Origin of the sequence: Holdemanella porci, from assembly GCF_009696075.1 — a bacterium.
Classification (GTDB): Bacteria; Bacillota_I; Bacilli_A; order Erysipelotrichales; family Erysipelotrichaceae; genus Holdemanella; species Holdemanella porci.
Genome location: NZ_VUMR01000055.1, coordinates 1 through 14,344, shown reverse-complemented (window position 1 = coordinate 14,344; position 14,344 = coordinate 1). Strand labels below are relative to the sequence as shown.

Annotated in this window: 14 protein-coding genes, 1 other RNA gene and 2 riboswitches; of the genes, 10 read left to right on the top strand and 5 right to left on the bottom strand. The window is 35.2% G+C overall.

The features are described 5' to 3' along the window. Positions 1–338: 338 nt before the first annotated feature. Positions 339–563 (bottom strand): hypothetical protein, encoded by a 225-nt coding sequence (locus FYJ55_RS11565; RefSeq protein ID WP_456152221.1) that lies wholly within the window; start codon positions 561–563, stop codon positions 339–341. Positions 564–749: 186 nt separating this feature from the next. Further along, positions 750–826, top strand: a riboswitch (ZMP/ZTP riboswitch). Positions 827–929: 103 nt separating this feature from the next. On the opposite strand from FYJ55_RS11565, the gene pflB reads away from it, so the two are divergent. Beyond that, the gene (gene pflB / locus FYJ55_RS08770; RefSeq protein ID WP_154556510.1) at positions 930–3,167 is read left to right on the top strand and encodes a formate C-acetyltransferase; all 2,238 of its coding nucleotides are present in this window, start codon (positions 930–932) and stop codon (positions 3,165–3,167) included. 28 nt (positions 3,168–3,195) lie between these two features. After that, positions 3,196–3,921, top strand: a complete 726-nt coding sequence (pflA, locus tag FYJ55_RS08765) for a pyruvate formate-lyase-activating protein (RefSeq protein WP_154556509.1) — start codon at positions 3,196–3,198, stop codon at positions 3,919–3,921. Positions 3,922–3,971: 50 nt separating this feature from the next. Here pflA and FYJ55_RS08760 read toward each other — a convergent pair whose 3' ends face one another. Then, positions 3,972–6,455 carry a transglycosylase domain-containing protein gene (locus FYJ55_RS08760; RefSeq protein ID WP_154556508.1) on the bottom strand — a complete coding sequence of 828 codons (2,484 nt, stop codon included), beginning with the start codon at positions 6,453–6,455 and terminating at the stop codon, positions 3,972–3,974. Then, positions 6,456–7,049: a Holliday junction resolvase RecU gene (gene recU, locus FYJ55_RS08755; RefSeq protein WP_229771144.1), complete on the bottom strand. Its 594-nt coding sequence runs from the start codon at positions 7,047–7,049 to the stop codon at positions 6,456–6,458. Between the two features lie 104 nt (positions 7,050–7,153). On the opposite strand from recU, the gene gpsB reads away from it, so the two are divergent. From gpsB to FYJ55_RS08730, 5 genes are all read left to right on the top strand, one after another. Further along, positions 7,154–7,495, top strand: coding sequence for a cell division regulator GpsB (gene gpsB / locus FYJ55_RS08750; protein ID WP_117924274.1), 342 nt, complete (start codon positions 7,154–7,156; stop codon positions 7,493–7,495). A 4-nt stretch (positions 7,496–7,499) separates the two neighbouring features. Next, an RNA gene (gene rnpB, locus FYJ55_RS08745) (RNase P RNA component class B) lies at positions 7,500–7,843 on the top strand. 75 nt (positions 7,844–7,918) lie between these two features. Continuing rightward, a riboswitch (FMN riboswitch) is annotated at positions 7,919–8,032 on the top strand. A gap of 87 nt (positions 8,033–8,119) precedes the next feature. Further along, entirely contained in the window at positions 8,120–8,758 is a 639-nt protein-coding gene (locus FYJ55_RS08740) for an ECF transporter S component (protein WP_117571085.1), read from the top strand. 7 nt (positions 8,759–8,765) lie between these two features. Next, positions 8,766–9,221, top strand: a complete 456-nt coding sequence (locus tag FYJ55_RS08735) for a pyridoxamine 5'-phosphate oxidase family protein (protein WP_117571086.1) — start codon at positions 8,766–8,768, stop codon at positions 9,219–9,221. Positions 9,222–9,401: 180 nt separating this feature from the next. Continuing rightward, positions 9,402–10,340: a magnesium transporter CorA family protein gene (locus FYJ55_RS08730; protein WP_326831864.1), complete on the top strand. Its 939-nt coding sequence runs from the start codon at positions 9,402–9,404 to the stop codon at positions 10,338–10,340. A 52-nt stretch (positions 10,341–10,392) separates the two neighbouring features. On the opposite strand, the gene FYJ55_RS08725 is transcribed toward FYJ55_RS08730, so the two are convergent. Further along, a complete protein-coding gene (locus FYJ55_RS08725) occupies positions 10,393–10,869 on the bottom strand; it encodes a COG2426 family protein (protein WP_154556507.1) in 477 nt (158 codons plus the stop codon). 148 nt (positions 10,870–11,017) lie between these two features. Here FYJ55_RS08725 and FYJ55_RS08720 point away from each other — a divergent pair, with 148 nt between their 5' ends. Together FYJ55_RS08720 and FYJ55_RS08715 are read left to right on the top strand one after the other, a co-directional pair. After that, on the top strand, positions 11,018–11,602 hold the full coding sequence (locus FYJ55_RS08720; RefSeq protein WP_195836708.1) for an HdeD family acid-resistance protein: 585 nt from the start codon (positions 11,018–11,020) through the stop codon (positions 11,600–11,602). Positions 11,603–11,613: 11 nt separating this feature from the next. Beyond that, complete coding sequence (locus tag FYJ55_RS08715; RefSeq protein WP_154556505.1) at positions 11,614–12,804, top strand: iron-containing alcohol dehydrogenase; 1,191 nt, start codon at positions 11,614–11,616, stop codon at positions 12,802–12,804. A gap of 12 nt (positions 12,805–12,816) precedes the next feature. On the opposite strand, the gene FYJ55_RS08710 is transcribed toward FYJ55_RS08715, so the two are convergent. After that, positions 12,817–13,749, bottom strand: a complete 933-nt coding sequence (locus tag FYJ55_RS08710) for a DUF1002 domain-containing protein (RefSeq protein ID WP_154556504.1) — start codon at positions 13,747–13,749, stop codon at positions 12,817–12,819. Positions 13,750–13,881: 132 nt separating this feature from the next. Here FYJ55_RS08710 and FYJ55_RS08705 point away from each other — a divergent pair, with 132 nt between their 5' ends. Further along, complete coding sequence (locus tag FYJ55_RS08705; protein ID WP_154556503.1) at positions 13,882–14,226, top strand: metal-dependent transcriptional regulator; 345 nt, start codon at positions 13,882–13,884, stop codon at positions 14,224–14,226. Positions 14,227–14,344 lie beyond the last annotated feature (118 nt).

The following is a 14,344-nucleotide window of genomic DNA, read 5'->3' as shown; positions in this document are numbered from 1 at the left end:
CGAAGTGCTTTTTCCTTTTTCGTTGATGAAAGCATAATTGATATAAAAAGATTCATCTGATTTAGATTTAGTAGTTGTAACACGCATAAATATCACCTAATACAATTATATCACAGAATACGAGATATTACGATATACAAAAACAAATAATTTGACAAAAAAAGTAAAAGAAAAGCGCTAGTTTAAGCGCTATGTTTAAGATCAATTGTGAAAAGGGGTGTCAAACTCCCGAGATTTATTACAGCTTTGTCGGCAAGATTGACTTGCCCGAATAACCGCCCGACCTATCCGACACAATGGCCAAGTGTCGGATAGGAACGGCAAAATTTTTTGCACTTCTATTGCTTCTTTATCACACATAAGCAAAGTCTCAGGGTATGAAGCAGCTCATGGCCGGTGGCGGCGTGGCCCTCATCGGTATCACTCTGGTTCCCCTGTTTTCCGGACTCTTCGGCTAAGAAAGGGTCAATTGTCACACCTAATTTTTCTGCTAACTGCCCTTGTGTATACCCTTTTTTCTTGCGATTCATTGAGGTAAAGGTTCCTATCTTTTTTGTATCCATAACTGACCTCCTTTCATCTAAAATATTGCTATTTCCACTATACATTGAACATATCACAAATGGCGAATAGTTGAATTTAAAGCACAACATAAAAGTATACTTTGAAAGTGTACTTTAAGTAGACTTTAAAATCTTAAATAACCCTAGGGAAAACGCTTGCGTAATTGATAATTCTTTGTTATGATTTGACTATCATATGACTGACGGAAGTGGAGTTACCACATGAAGTATGATGTTATAGGCCGACCGTCTGGGCAAGTTTACTTTGTCTTTTCGGTGGGTCTTTTTAATTGACTGCTCGAAGGAATCATAGTAAACTTTAAATAAATGTTAGTCATAACTAACTGTCATTAGAAGGAGGCAATCATGAAAGAACAATGGCAAGGATTTAAAGGCAGTAAATGGCAGGATGAGGTAGATGTTCGAGATTTTATTCAAAATAACTACAAACCTTATAATGGTGATGAAAGCTTTTTAGAAGGTCCAAAAGAATCGACAAATACTTTATGGGCTGAGCTTCAAAAACTACAAAAAGAAGAACGTGCCAAAGGCGGTGTATTGGATATGGAAACAGAAGTGGTTTCGAGTCTAACTGCTTATGGCCCTGGATATTTAGATAAAGATTTAGAGAAGGTTGTCGGTTTACAAACAGATAAACCATTAAAACGTGCATTTATGCCTTATGGCGGTATTCGTATGAGTGAAGAGGCATGCGAAACTTATGGATACAAACCAAGTGAAAAATTACATGAAATCTTCACAAAATATCATAAAACTCACAATGATGCTGTATTTAGTGCATACACACCAGAAATGCGTTTAGCACGTCGTAACAAAATCATTACAGGATTACCAGATACATATGGTCGTGGACGTATCGTAGGGGATTATCGTCGTGTTGCACTTTATGGTATTGATTATTTAATTGAGCAGAAACAAAAAGATTTCGCATATTGTGGCGATGGAACAATGAGCGATGATGTAATTCGTCAGCGTGAAGAATTGGCTGAACAAATCAAGGCGTTAAAAGAAATGAAAATTATGGCAGCAAGCTATGGATATGATATTTCTCAGCCTGCTAAAAACTCATTAGAAGCAGTACAATGGCTATACTTTGGATATTTAGCTGCTATTAAAACACAAAATGGGGCGGCTATGTCAGTAGGTCGTATTTCAACGTTCTTAGATATTTATTTTGAAAGAGATTTAGAGAATGGTGTCTTCACAGAAAGTGATATTCAAGAAATTGTTGACCATGTGACTATGAAATTTAGAATGGTTAAGTTTGCCAGAATTCCTAGCTACAACCAATTATTCTCAGGAGATCCAGTTTGGGCAACACTTGATGTTGGTGGTTTAGGTATGGATGGAAGAAGTATGGTTACTAAAACTTGTTTCCGTTTCTTGCATACACTTGAAAATATGGGACCGAGTCCAGAACCAAACTTGACTGTATTGTATTCTTCAAATTTGCCTGAACCATTCAAGAAATATGCTGCAAAAGTAAGTATTGATACAAGTAGTGTTCAATATGAAAATGATGATGTAATGCGTCCTGTATGGGGAGATGATTATGCGGTATGTTGTTGTGTGAGTGCTACGCAAACTGGTAAAGAAATGCAATTCTTTGGTGCTCGTGCAAACTTAGCTAAATGTTTACTATACGCTATCAATGGTGGTGTAGATGAAAAGACAAAAGTACAAGTAGGTCCAGAATATAAGCCTATCACAAGTGAGTATTTAGATTATGATGAAGTAATGCATAAATACGATATCATGATGGACTGGTTATCAGGATTATATGTAAATATTTTGAATTTGATTCAATATATGCATGATAAATATTATTATGAAGCAAGCCAGATGGCTTTGATTGATACAGATGTACGTAGAACTTTCGCAACGGGTATTGCTGGATTCTCACATGTAGTAGATTCATTGAGTGCCATCAAATACGCAAAAGTGAAGACAATTCGTGATGAAGATGGATTGGTAGTTGATTATGAAATTGAAGGGGATTTCCCTCGTTATGGAAATGATGATGATCGTGCGGATGAAATTGCCGTATGGTTATTAAAGACATTTATGCGTAAGATTGAAAAACACCACACATATCGTGATAGTGAACCAACTACTTCGATTCTTACAATTACTTCAAATGTTGTATATGGTAAAGCTACAGGTGCGCTTCCCGATGGAAGAAAAGCAGGAGAACCATTATCACCAGGTGCTAACCCTGCATATGGAGCAGAACAAAATGGATTGTTGGCATCGCTAAATTCTGTCGCAAAACTTCCTTATGAATATGCGCTAGATGGAATTAGTAATACGCAAACAATTAATCCAGATGCGTTGGGTCACACTGAAGAGGAAAGAGTAAATAACTTAGTGAATGTATTAGATGGATACTTTGATCAGGGTGCTCACCACTTGAATGTGAATGTATTTGGTGTAGAAAAATTAAAAGATGCGATGGAGCATCCAGAAAAAGAGGAATACGCAAACTTTACAATTCGTGTTTCTGGCTACGCCGTTAAATTTATTGATTTAACTCGCGAACAACAATTAGATGTTATTAGTCGTACATGTCACAAGAGCCTTTAATAAGGCTCTTTCTAGTTAGGAGGCTATTATGTTAGGAGCAATTCATTCGATTGAAACGTTTGGCCTTGTAGATGGACCAGGCGTAAGATATGTCATCTTTATGCAAGGATGTCATATGCGTTGTAAGTTTTGTCACAATGCCGATACTTGGAAAACTAAAGAGCCAGATCAAAGTGCAGAAGTGGTATTAAAGAAAGCTTTACGATATCGTCCTTACTGGAAAGACAATGGTGGCATTACAGTCAGTGGTGGTGAACCATTACTTCAAATTGATTTTCTGATTGAACTTTTTACATTAGCTAAAAAAGAAGGTGTCAATACAGTTTTGGATACTTGTGGACAACCATTTACTTTTGAAGAACCATTCTTTTCTAAGTTTAAACAACTTATGAATGTTACAGATCTAGTATTATTAGATATAAAACATATTGATGAAATGGCTCATAAAGAATTAACGGGACATACGAATCAAAATATTTTAAAACTAGCTAAGTATTTGTCGGATATCCAAAAGCCAGTATGGATTCGTCATGTGTTGGTACCAACAATCAATACAGATGAAAAATATTTGGAACGACTACATCAATTTATTATTCAATTAAAAAATGTAGAAAGAATAGAAGTATTACCATACCATACTCTAGGGGCTTATAAATGGAAAGAACTTGGCTTAGGATATCCTTTAGAAGGAATTGATCCGCCAACTGAGAAACAACTTCAAATTGCTAATACAATACTCGAAACAGGGAAATGATCCCTGTTTTTTTTGTGTACAAAAAAGTGCTCAATTGAGCACTTTCATTATTATAGTCTATCGAATATATTGTAGAGATTTCTTCGATCAAGCCAAACATAGCCTGTTGTGTTGTCTGTGGAAGTATCTGTTCCTGGAGTACTAGGTTCCGTTGGTTCAGGTGTTGTAGGTTCTGTTGGTTCTGTAGAAGGATATGTACATGCACTTCCGTCCCAAGTTCCGCCATTACTTGTACAAGTTGTTTCGGCTTCATTTGTTTCTTCTTCTTTTTCTTCTTCTTTTTTACATGTACCAGCTTCAGAATCCCATTCACCACCATCGGCTTCACAAGCTTCTCTTTCTTTATCATCAGACTTTTTACATGTCTGGTTTTCTTCATCCCATTCGCCACCACTAGCTTCACAAGCATCTTGCGCATCATTGTTATCAGATGTTGTATCACCTTTTGATTTGAATTCATCTTTGATGTATCCACCCTTGTAGTCTGAGATACCACTAGGTCTTTCAAGTGCAGAATATGTTGCATATTTTTGCATGTAATCAAGCATGTAGTGTGAAATATGGAATGCTGAAGCAACATTTAAATCATCCCAAGTAATATACATACCATAGTTTGTGATGGCATCCGTTGTATATCCACTCCAACAAGCGATTGTATATTTATTTGTATAGCCTACTGACCATTCATCTTTGGCAACCCCCTCAGGAATTCCATAGCTATTTGCAGGCCAGTCTGTTGTACCTGATTTTCCATATACTGTATAGTTGCTCGCAAGAATTTCGTTGTAGTTTTGGTAACCACCTGAAACTACTTTTTCAAGTAATTGCGAAATCATCCATGCGGCTTGTTCACTGATAACATCATATGTTTTAGCGTTTGTCTTAAATTCTTTTTTATCGGATCTACGAACTACTCTTCTAACACGGTGAGCATCCACACGCTTACCTCCATTCGCAAATGTTGAGTAAGCACTCGCTTGTTGGATTGGGCTTGCACGCATGCTCGAGCCACCGATTGCGTATTGTTCATTAAATCCTTCAGCCACTTCATCGCTAAAACCAAGCTTTTTACAATAATCGATCCAGTAATCATAGCCTTTTGCGGTTACTAAATCAATCATAGCTTGAGCGGCTGTGGTATTTTTTGAAACACCTAATGCATCTTGTAAACTCATAATACCATTGTATTTACCGTCTGAGTTTTTAGGAGCGTAAGAACCATTTTTCCAATAATCTTTTTTCTTATCGTTTACCTGATGCGCAGTAGACCATCCTAAGATATCAAATGTACTTGCATAGGCAAGTAATGGTTTCATACTTGAACCTGGTTGATTTGGTTCGGTTGAGTAATCAATTTTTACGGAGTCTGAGTGATAACGACGGCCAGGACCAACTGCAATAATTTCCCCTGTATCGTTTTCAATCATTGAGAAACCAACATCGAAATATTCGTTAGGGAATTGAACGATGTTACCGTTACAGATTTCATCAGCTTGTTTTTGAGTATCTTGATTTAGTGCGGTATAGATATCCATTGGAATAATGGCTGGATCTTGTCCAGTTAATTCCATAACTTCACTTAATGTTTGTGTGATATAAGCTTGATTTGGATCATCACTTGTACGCTCTACATATTCTAAAGAGAATGATAAGTCTTGGTTTGAAGCAAGATTAAATTCTTCTTCCGTAATATATCCATGTTGCAACATCAATTCTAAAGTAACATTTCTACGATTTTGAGCAGCTTTTAAATGATCTAGCTTTGTGTTTGCTTCGTTTAAATTGTTTAATGGATTGTATGTATCTGGTGCATTGATACAACCAGCCAAGAATGCAGCTTCACCCAAATTTAATTGTGATACATCTTTGTTAAAGAAGTATTGTGCGGCTTTTTGAATACCACGTGTATTGTTTCCTGAACCAAACCAAATACGGTTTACGTAGTATTCAAAGATTTGTTCCTTATTAATGCTTTGTTCAGCAATCAATGAAAGATAGATTTCTTGAACTTTTAATTTTAATTTTTGAGCGGTTGTGATCGTACCCTGTTCAGTTTCTAATTTTTTTTCCTGGTTCTTTGTAAATGCATTATCAATCATTTGCATGGTTAATGTAGAACCACCTTGAGCAAGACTTCCAGATTTCAAGTTTGCCATAGCGGATTTCAAGAAACGTGGCAAGTCAAATCCATTGTGGTCGAAGAAACGTGAATCTTCAATTGATAAAAAAGCATCGACTACAGATTGTGGAATTTGTGAGTAGGTTACGTCTTCACGAATTTCATCTCCAAGTTCATAGAATACGTTGCCTGAAGCATCGTAAAGTCTTGAATTGGATAATGTAGTCAAACCGTCTTGCGAAAAACGCATGCCGTCAGGATCGTTGATGATGTTGACAAGAACGAAGAATACGGAGATACATCCAACTAAAAATATAGATAAGACGGATACGGCTAGTTTATTCCAAATGTCTAATTTTCTTCTGTTTGTCTTTTGTGTTTTGGGCTTATTTTGTTCGTTTTGTGGTTGGGCCATTTACTTATCCTCCTTAAAATAGAGTTCATCTACAGCTTTTAAATATGCTAACCTAGGACATAATCCTTCTTGAATAAGAATCCCATGGGATTGAAACCAAGAATATGGTATAGAGCTTTTGTCTATATTTTCTATTTTATCTATGAGCAGTTTTGAATCAACAAGGTATGTTTCGTTATGATAATTAAATCGAATAATAAAAAAACCAATACCTCCATGAAATACAACTTTTTTTAGATGTTTGATTTGATGTGGGTGAATCATAAAGAGTGGAAAACTCGTTTTATTTTTCGTTTCCTTTGCTTCAAAATCAATGTATTTACCTCGATATACACCGTTGTAGTCCGTCGTGGAAGGCGTTTTATAGTAAGCTTCAGTGATTTTAGCTCTTTGCCTTTTTGGATAGTCCACATGAACAACTTGAACAGGTGTCGGCTTTTTATAAATCAAAGCTCTATCGAGTTCTCTATAATATTTATTAGAGTCGTTTATATCGTTTTCGAGGCGCATACCTCGAGAACTATAACTCTTTTGGTGCATTGTATTTATGGTTGAAATTGCATTCGGATATTTAATAGTGCTCATCACGAACATTATATATGAAAAAGAATGAACATTCAATGAATCTGAAAAGTCACAGTTGATTTTTTTGTGCAAAACATTCATAATATTTAAGCAGATATAGGGGGACTATATATATGGCAAAAGATATGAATTTGACAGCTCAGGAAATTTATGAAAAGGAATTTCATGTAGACTTGAAGGGATATGCCCCTGCTGAAGTAGATGAATTTCTAGATATGGTAATTGAAGATTATCAGAAATATGATGAGAAAGTAGAAGAATTAGGTGCTGCAGTCACTCGTTATGAAGAAAAAATCAAAGAATTGCAGCAACAGTTGTTTGCGTTACAAAGTGAGAATGAAAACTTAAACGAAAAAGTAAATTCTGATTTTGTGAATGGAAGCAGCAATACAGTAGATATCTTAAAACGTATTGCACGTTTGGAAAAAGCTGTATTTAATCAAAGCGAAGAATAGTGAATTAAATCGACAGTCACTGGCTACTTAGATAGTTAGAGGAAAGTCCATGCTCGCACAATCTGTGATGATTGTAGTGTTTGTGCTAGATGAATAAATAAATCTAGGCAAGTTATTGCTTGACGGCTGTTTTGTTTGCTAAGGGAAACTATGTAAACAAACTTTAAAAGTGCCACAGAGACGAATCTATATGGAAACGTATAGGGTGGAACGGGTAAACCCCACAAGCGAGAAACCCAAATTTGGTAGGGGAACCGGCTGGAATGAAACGAAAGGAAGGCTGGATAGCTTTATGCTATAGATAAATGACTGTCACCACGCAAGTGGAACAGAACATGGCTTATGATTTAAGGATACTACAAAGAGCAATTTAATTTGCTCTTTTTTTTTACTTGAAACAAGTGTATACTGAATTTGCATAAATTAAATCTTCAGGGTTGGGTGAAATTCCCTATCGGCGGTAAACCCCGCGAGCATTATGCATGAACTGGTGCAATTCCAGTGGCGACAGTATAGTCTGGATGGAAGAAGATGTTTTTATATATTCTTTTGTATATTTAAACGCGCCTAGGGGATTTTCTTTAGGCACGTTTTTTTGGTGGATATATGAAGGGATGATGATTTATGAGTTCAACAAAGAAACTAACTACGATTGCGATCTTAAGTGCGATGGCAATGGTTTTAAACTTATTGATACAATTTCCAATTGTACCAGCCGTATCTTTTCTAAGCTACGATCCAAAAGATATCATTATTGTGATTGCAGGATTTATTTATGGTCCTATGACATCTTTTATTATGAGTCTATTGTGTTCGTTTTTAGAAATCGTATTCCGTGGAGGAAACTTATTAGATGTTTTGATGAATGTGATTTCAACTTGTACATTCGCATGTGTTGCAGCCTGCATCTATAAGTATAAACATTCTAAAAAAGGAGCTATCATCGGCTTGGTATTAGGAACTGTATGCTGTACATTGAGTATGACATTATGGAACTACATTATTACACCAATTTATTATCAAATGCCAAGAAGTGCAGTGGTTGGCATGTTACTTCCAGGTATTGTTCCATTCAATATTATTAAATGTACATTAAATGCAGCCTGTGCAATGTTGATCTACAAACCACTTGTAAATGCGTTGAGAAACACGCAGTTTGTTCCACAGTCTAATACAAGTGAAGGACTTACAAAAGATGTTGGAATTGTCAGTGCATTTATTATTGTATCAATTGCAGTTTTAATATTAGTTATGAAAGGTTAGGAAAAACATGGAACTTTTAGAAGCAAAAAAAATTATGGATGAAAAATTAGGGGATTATAAAATCATGGCTTTGGCAAGCTGTGTGGATGATTATCCTATGGTAAGAAATGTAAGTTGCGTTTTCTACAATGACAAGATTTATTTTAAGACAGACAAAAACTTTAGAAAAACACAACAATTGTTCAAAAATGATAAAGTAGCTATGTGCTTTAATGGGGTGCAAGTAGAGGGTACTGCTAAAAACTTAGGCTTGGTTGTTGATGAGCCGGGACGTATTTTTGAAAAGAAATATAAAGAATTTTTATGGCAAAGCTATAATGCATATTCACACATTGATACAGAAATCTTAATTGAAGTGACTCCTAAGTTTGTGGAAATTTGGGATGAAGATGAAAATCGTAATGCATTCCAGTTATTTATTGATTTTGACAAAGAAACAGTTGAATATAAACCTTATGACTAGTTTATACTAGTCATTTTTTTGTGAAAATTCACGAGATTTTGACATAGATATGATACAATATCTTATGTATGAAAGTAGGTGAAAACATGTCTCCAGACCCGAGTTATTATAATTATGAAAAAACAAATACGTTCGGAGACATGAGATTTGTCTTCGTTTAAGATATAAGGAGGACAAATTGTGTTAGAATTTTATAAAACGTTTGAAGATGGAACACGCAAGATTGCAGAACCAGAACCAGGATGCTGGATCAATGCGGTTGCACCTACGGAAGAAGAAAGAAATTTTTTAATTGAGCAAATAGGAATCTTACCTGAATTTGTAAAATCTTCGTTGGATGAAGAAGAAAGTTCACATATTGATTATGATGATGATTTTAGACAAGTGTTGATTATTTTTGACTACCCAAGTGCAGAAAATGAAGATGATGATTCAATTGATTCAACCTATTCTACATTGCCAATTGGTATTGTGATTTTAAAGGGTTATGTTGTGACAATAAGTTTATATGAAAACTGGAGTATTTTAGAAATGTCACAAGGTAGAATAAAAGGTATGGATACACGTTTAAAAACAAGATTTTTCTTACTTTTGGCATTGCGTATTTCACAACGTTTCTTGATTTGTTTACGCCAAATTGACCGCTTATCAAGTCGAACAGAAACGCGCTTGCATCAGTCTGTAGAAAATGATGAATTGATTGAAATGTTAGGCTTAGAAAAGTCATTGGTTTACTTTTCAACATCTTTAAAATCAGATGAGGTTACATTAAGCAAGATTATGCGTGGAAAACAGATTCAATTATATGAAGAGGATGAAGATTTGTTGGAAGACGTAATGATTGAAATCCATCAGGCCATTGAGATGTGTAACATTTACTCAAACACAATGGCAGGTACAATGGATACGTTTGCGAGTATCATTTCTAACAATATGAACATTGTCATGAATAAATTGACTGTAATCACAATTGTTATGGCTATCCCAAATATTATTTTTGGATTCTATGGGATGAACGTACAGTTGCCATTCCCATTTGTATGGTTTCCAAGTTTTGTGGCTATTTTAACTTGTGTAATTGCGACTGTTTATTTTTTCAGGCACAATATGTTTAAGTAAGGTTTGATTTTTTTTCAAACCTTTTTTCTTTTAGATAAAAGAAAAAGCACTATTAGAATAGTGCTCCAAGTGCCCCAAACAATCCCATACTCGCAAGAGCCATGATGATACCAGCTAAAATGACACCTAACATAACGGCTAGTACACTCGATTTGAAATTCATATCTAAGATACTAGCGGCAAGTGTACCAGTCCAGGCTCCTGTTCCCGGTAATGGAATACCCACAAATAATAATAGGGCTACAAACAATCCTTTTCCTGCAGTGGCTTGTAATTTTTTACCACCTTTTTCACCTTTTTCTAGACACCACGTAAAGAAATTTCCGACAACTGGCTTGTCAGCTCCCCAGACAAGGATCTTTCTGGCAAAGAAATAGATAAAGGGAACAGGAATCATATTTCCAATAATCGCAATTATATAATATTGTATAAATGGTAATCCCATTCCGGCTGCGATTGGGATGGCTCCACGAAGTTCAATAAGGGGTACCATAGATACAAAAAACACAATCAGGTATTTTTTAAACATTTAAAATCTCCTTTTTTTCGACAAGTAAAAGTTTATCATTGATGACATAAATTTACAATAATAGACAGAATTTGAAATGTGTCTAGCACTGCAACGTTGAAAGTGCTAAAAATAGTGTTATACTGAAATCATAAAGGAGATGTTACTTATGAAATGGTTTGATTCTGATTATGATTATATTGATGAATTCACAACACAATGGAATGAAAGGTATAAAAAGGCTAAAAGAATGAGTATAATATTAAGTATAGTATTGATTCTTATAGGTATTTTATGTTTTGCGTTTCCAAAAAAGATATTCACAACTATTCAAATAATCGCAGCCATTGGCTTGATTGTTTGGGGTGCATGTGAAATTTATTCATATATCTCAACAACCTTCTTTTTTAGAGACGCAATGTGGCTAGCCAGTGGTATCTTAAATATTTTGTTAGGTTGTTTATTATGCACGATGCCAGTTACAATTACTGTAAGCACATTGACATTCTTGTTTGCGTTTGTGCTATTGGTTAATGGTATTCAAAAGATTACTTGGGGGTCTAGACTTAGTTTCTTTAGAGTGATCGATACGAAATATTTAAGTTTGACAGGTTGGGTCAATCTGTTGTTAGGTATTATTTTTTTGGTAATGCCATTCCAAAGTGCTTTAGTCATTAATTATATTATTGCGACCTATTTGGTTGTGGCTGGTCTTTGCTTGTTGATTGAAGCTGTTTCAATGAAAAAGATTTAAAAGGGGTAAATATGGAAAAATTTAAGTTTTATGCACCAACAAAAGTGTATTTTGGTAAAGATGAGGAACAAAGGGTTGGAAAGATTTTACAAGAATATCATCCAAAGAAAGTATTGATTCATTATGGAGGGAAAAGTGCCATTCAATCCGGTCTTTTGGATCGAGTGAAAAAGGCACTTGATGAAGAAAATATTGCCTATTGTTTGTGTGGAGGTGTTGTTGCCAATCCACTACTTTCAAAGGTGAACGAAGGAATTCAAATTTGTAAAGAAGAAGGAGTTGACTTTATTCTTGCTGTTGGTGGAGGAAGCGTTTTAGACTCAAGCAAAGGCATTGCGTATGGCGTTTATAATGAAGGTGCTGTCTGGGATTATTACGCAAGAAAGAAAAAGGTGAAGGGTGCTTTACCTATGGGGTGTATCTTAACGCTATCTGCAACAGGCAGTGAAATGAGTAATTCAAGCGTAATCACAAATGAAGATGGTAATCTGAAACGTGGTTTAAGCAGTGATTATGGATATTTTAAATTTTCTATTTTAAATCCAGAATTAACATATACTGTATCTCGATATCAAACAATGTGTGGGTGTACGGATATTATTATGCATACATTGGAACGATATTTTACGCCATACCAAACCTTGGATTTGGTAGATCAAATGGCAGAAAGTTTAGTCCGTACTGTCATAAAAAACGCAAAAATTCTTTTAGAAGATCCTTCTAATGAACAGGCACGCTCTGAAATTATGTGGGCAGGTAGTGTTTCACACAATGACATGACTGGAGATCGCTCTTTAGGAGATTGGGCTTGCCATCAATTGGAACATGAATTAAGTGGAATGTTTAATGTAGCACATGGTGCAGGTCTTGCGGCTATTTGGGATAGTTGGGCAAATCATGTATATATGGAAAATCCAACGCGATTTGCCAAGCTTGGACATCGTGTGTTTGGTTTGGATGATTCGGATACATTATCTTGCGCTTTGAATACTATTGAAAAGATGGAGGAATTCTTTAGAAGTATCGGCATGCCGACAAGTATTCAAGGATTGTTAAAACGTAAGTGTACAGAACCGGAATTGTATGAATTAACATACAAATGCAGCTTTGAGCATACGCGCACAATTGGAAAATTTAAAGAGTTGGATGAAATGGATATGCTTGAAATATATCGTATGGCAAATGAAAAGGAAGTCGCTTAAGACTTCCTTATTTTAGTTAAATAGACTTTTAATGAAGTTAATAATCTTGTCAAACCATCCTTCAGATTGGGCTTTGTTGAATAATCCAGATAATTGATTTTTTAAACTGCCAGATAATTTGTTTAATTGATTTAATACTTCTTGTGAGTCAATAGCTGAAGTGTTTTGGTATTTCTTGGCAAATGCGATCAATTTATCAATATCGTCTTGAGAGATGATGTCACTCAAATTAAATTTCTTTAAAGCATCCTGTACGACTTGTTCAACTTGTTCGGTAGTTGCAGCACTACCTTGGTTCTGTTTGATTTGGGCAAGATCTTGTTTGATTTCTACTAAAGCCTGATCTAAGCGGGCAGAGTCAAAATTAGAATCGTCTGCATTATTTTGAGCAATTTCGTTTGTTGTTTCAAGCTCATCTTGTGCAACTTGTGTGCGATCAGGATCTAGTGTTTCTCCATTAGCTTCTAACGCTTTGTAAACACCGGTTAAAGCAGATTCTCCAGTTACTTTTGAAACGGAAGCAACATCGATTTCAACATTACTGACACCGGCTGTAATTGCGGCGTTGGCATATTGGTTGGATGTGATTTTTGTGATATTGCTTTGTGTGATGATCTTTACTTTTACACCTGTACCAGAATCTTGTTTTTGAACCATAACACTTGAAATCAAACTGGATGTATCTCCACCAGCAATTCCTAAATAGTTGTATAAGTCGTTGGCATCAACACTTGTTTCGTAGACGTTATTTGTATCTTCAATATCAAATAATTCACGTGTGCTTTGGATTTGATCTTCACTTAAACCACCACCATATACAACGGTTGGTTTGCCCCATTTTTCATCTATAACAGATGTATCGATTGCGAATACGTTCGTGGCAGTGGCTGAAATGCTCATAACGGCTGCTAGAGATACGCCTAATAATTTATTACATTTAAACATTTTTTGTTCTCCTTTTGCATAAATTTACTTTACTAGTGTATCTTAACTTTATTTTTTGTGCAAAAGTTTTGAATCTTATGTGAAATTTTGTTATACTTTTATGGTAAGCTTAAACTAACCGGAGGAATAGAAATGCAGCTAACACAATCTCAGGAAGATTATTTAGAAACAATATATGTATTAAAGTCTCAACAAGAGAATGTTCGTGCTATTGATGTGGCGGCAGCTCTAGGCTTTTCTAAGCCGAGTGTTTCACATGCTTTGAAAGACTTAAAAGAAAAAGAATTAATTTATACGGATAAAACAGGATATTTATTCTTTACAGAACAAGGACAAAAACAGGCTAGTCAAGTGTATGAAAGGCATATTTATTTTAAGAATCAATTGCTTCATGCTGGTGTAGAACCTGTTCTTGCAGAAGAAGAAGCTTGTCGTATGGAACATACAATTAGTGAAGAGAGTTTTAGAAAGGCTTAACAGATACATTGGTGATTTGTTAATATAACTGACATTAATGATGTCTATTTAAGATTTATTGTATAGGTGTAAACGAAAGAGAGACTACACTTATGACAAGAACTTCAAAATATTTAAA

Excerpts from the sequence above, each read along its gene's own strand:
- FYJ55_RS11565 (WP_456152221.1), bottom strand. The coding sequence starts at position 563 with ATGGATACAAAAAAGATAGGAACCTTTACCTCAATGAATCGCAAGAAA.
- pflB (WP_154556510.1), top strand. The coding sequence starts at position 930 with ATGAAAGAACAATGGCAAGGATTTAAAGGCAGTAAATGGCAGGATGAG.
- pflA (WP_154556509.1), top strand. The coding sequence starts at position 3,196 with ATGTTAGGAGCAATTCATTCGATTGAAACGTTTGGCCTTGTAGATGGA.
- FYJ55_RS08760 (WP_154556508.1), bottom strand. The coding sequence starts at position 6,455 with ATGGCCCAACCACAAAACGAACAAAATAAGCCCAAAACACAAAAGACA.
- recU (WP_229771144.1), bottom strand. The coding sequence starts at position 7,049 with ATGTTCGTGATGAGCACTATTAAATATCCGAATGCAATTTCAACCATA.
- gpsB (WP_117924274.1), top strand. The coding sequence starts at position 7,154 with ATGGCAAAAGATATGAATTTGACAGCTCAGGAAATTTATGAAAAGGAA.
- FYJ55_RS08740 (WP_117571085.1), top strand. The coding sequence starts at position 8,120 with ATGAGTTCAACAAAGAAACTAACTACGATTGCGATCTTAAGTGCGATG.
- FYJ55_RS08735 (WP_117571086.1), top strand. The coding sequence starts at position 8,766 with ATGGAACTTTTAGAAGCAAAAAAAATTATGGATGAAAAATTAGGGGAT.
- FYJ55_RS08725 (WP_154556507.1), bottom strand. The coding sequence starts at position 10,869 with ATGTTTAAAAAATACCTGATTGTGTTTTTTGTATCTATGGTACCCCTT.
- FYJ55_RS08720 (WP_195836708.1), top strand. The coding sequence starts at position 11,018 with ATGAAATGGTTTGATTCTGATTATGATTATATTGATGAATTCACAACA.
- FYJ55_RS08715 (WP_154556505.1), top strand. The coding sequence starts at position 11,614 with ATGGAAAAATTTAAGTTTTATGCACCAACAAAAGTGTATTTTGGTAAA.
- FYJ55_RS08710 (WP_154556504.1), bottom strand. The coding sequence starts at position 13,749 with ATGTTTAAATGTAATAAATTATTAGGCGTATCTCTAGCAGCCGTTATG.
- FYJ55_RS08705 (WP_154556503.1), top strand. The coding sequence starts at position 13,882 with ATGCAGCTAACACAATCTCAGGAAGATTATTTAGAAACAATATATGTA.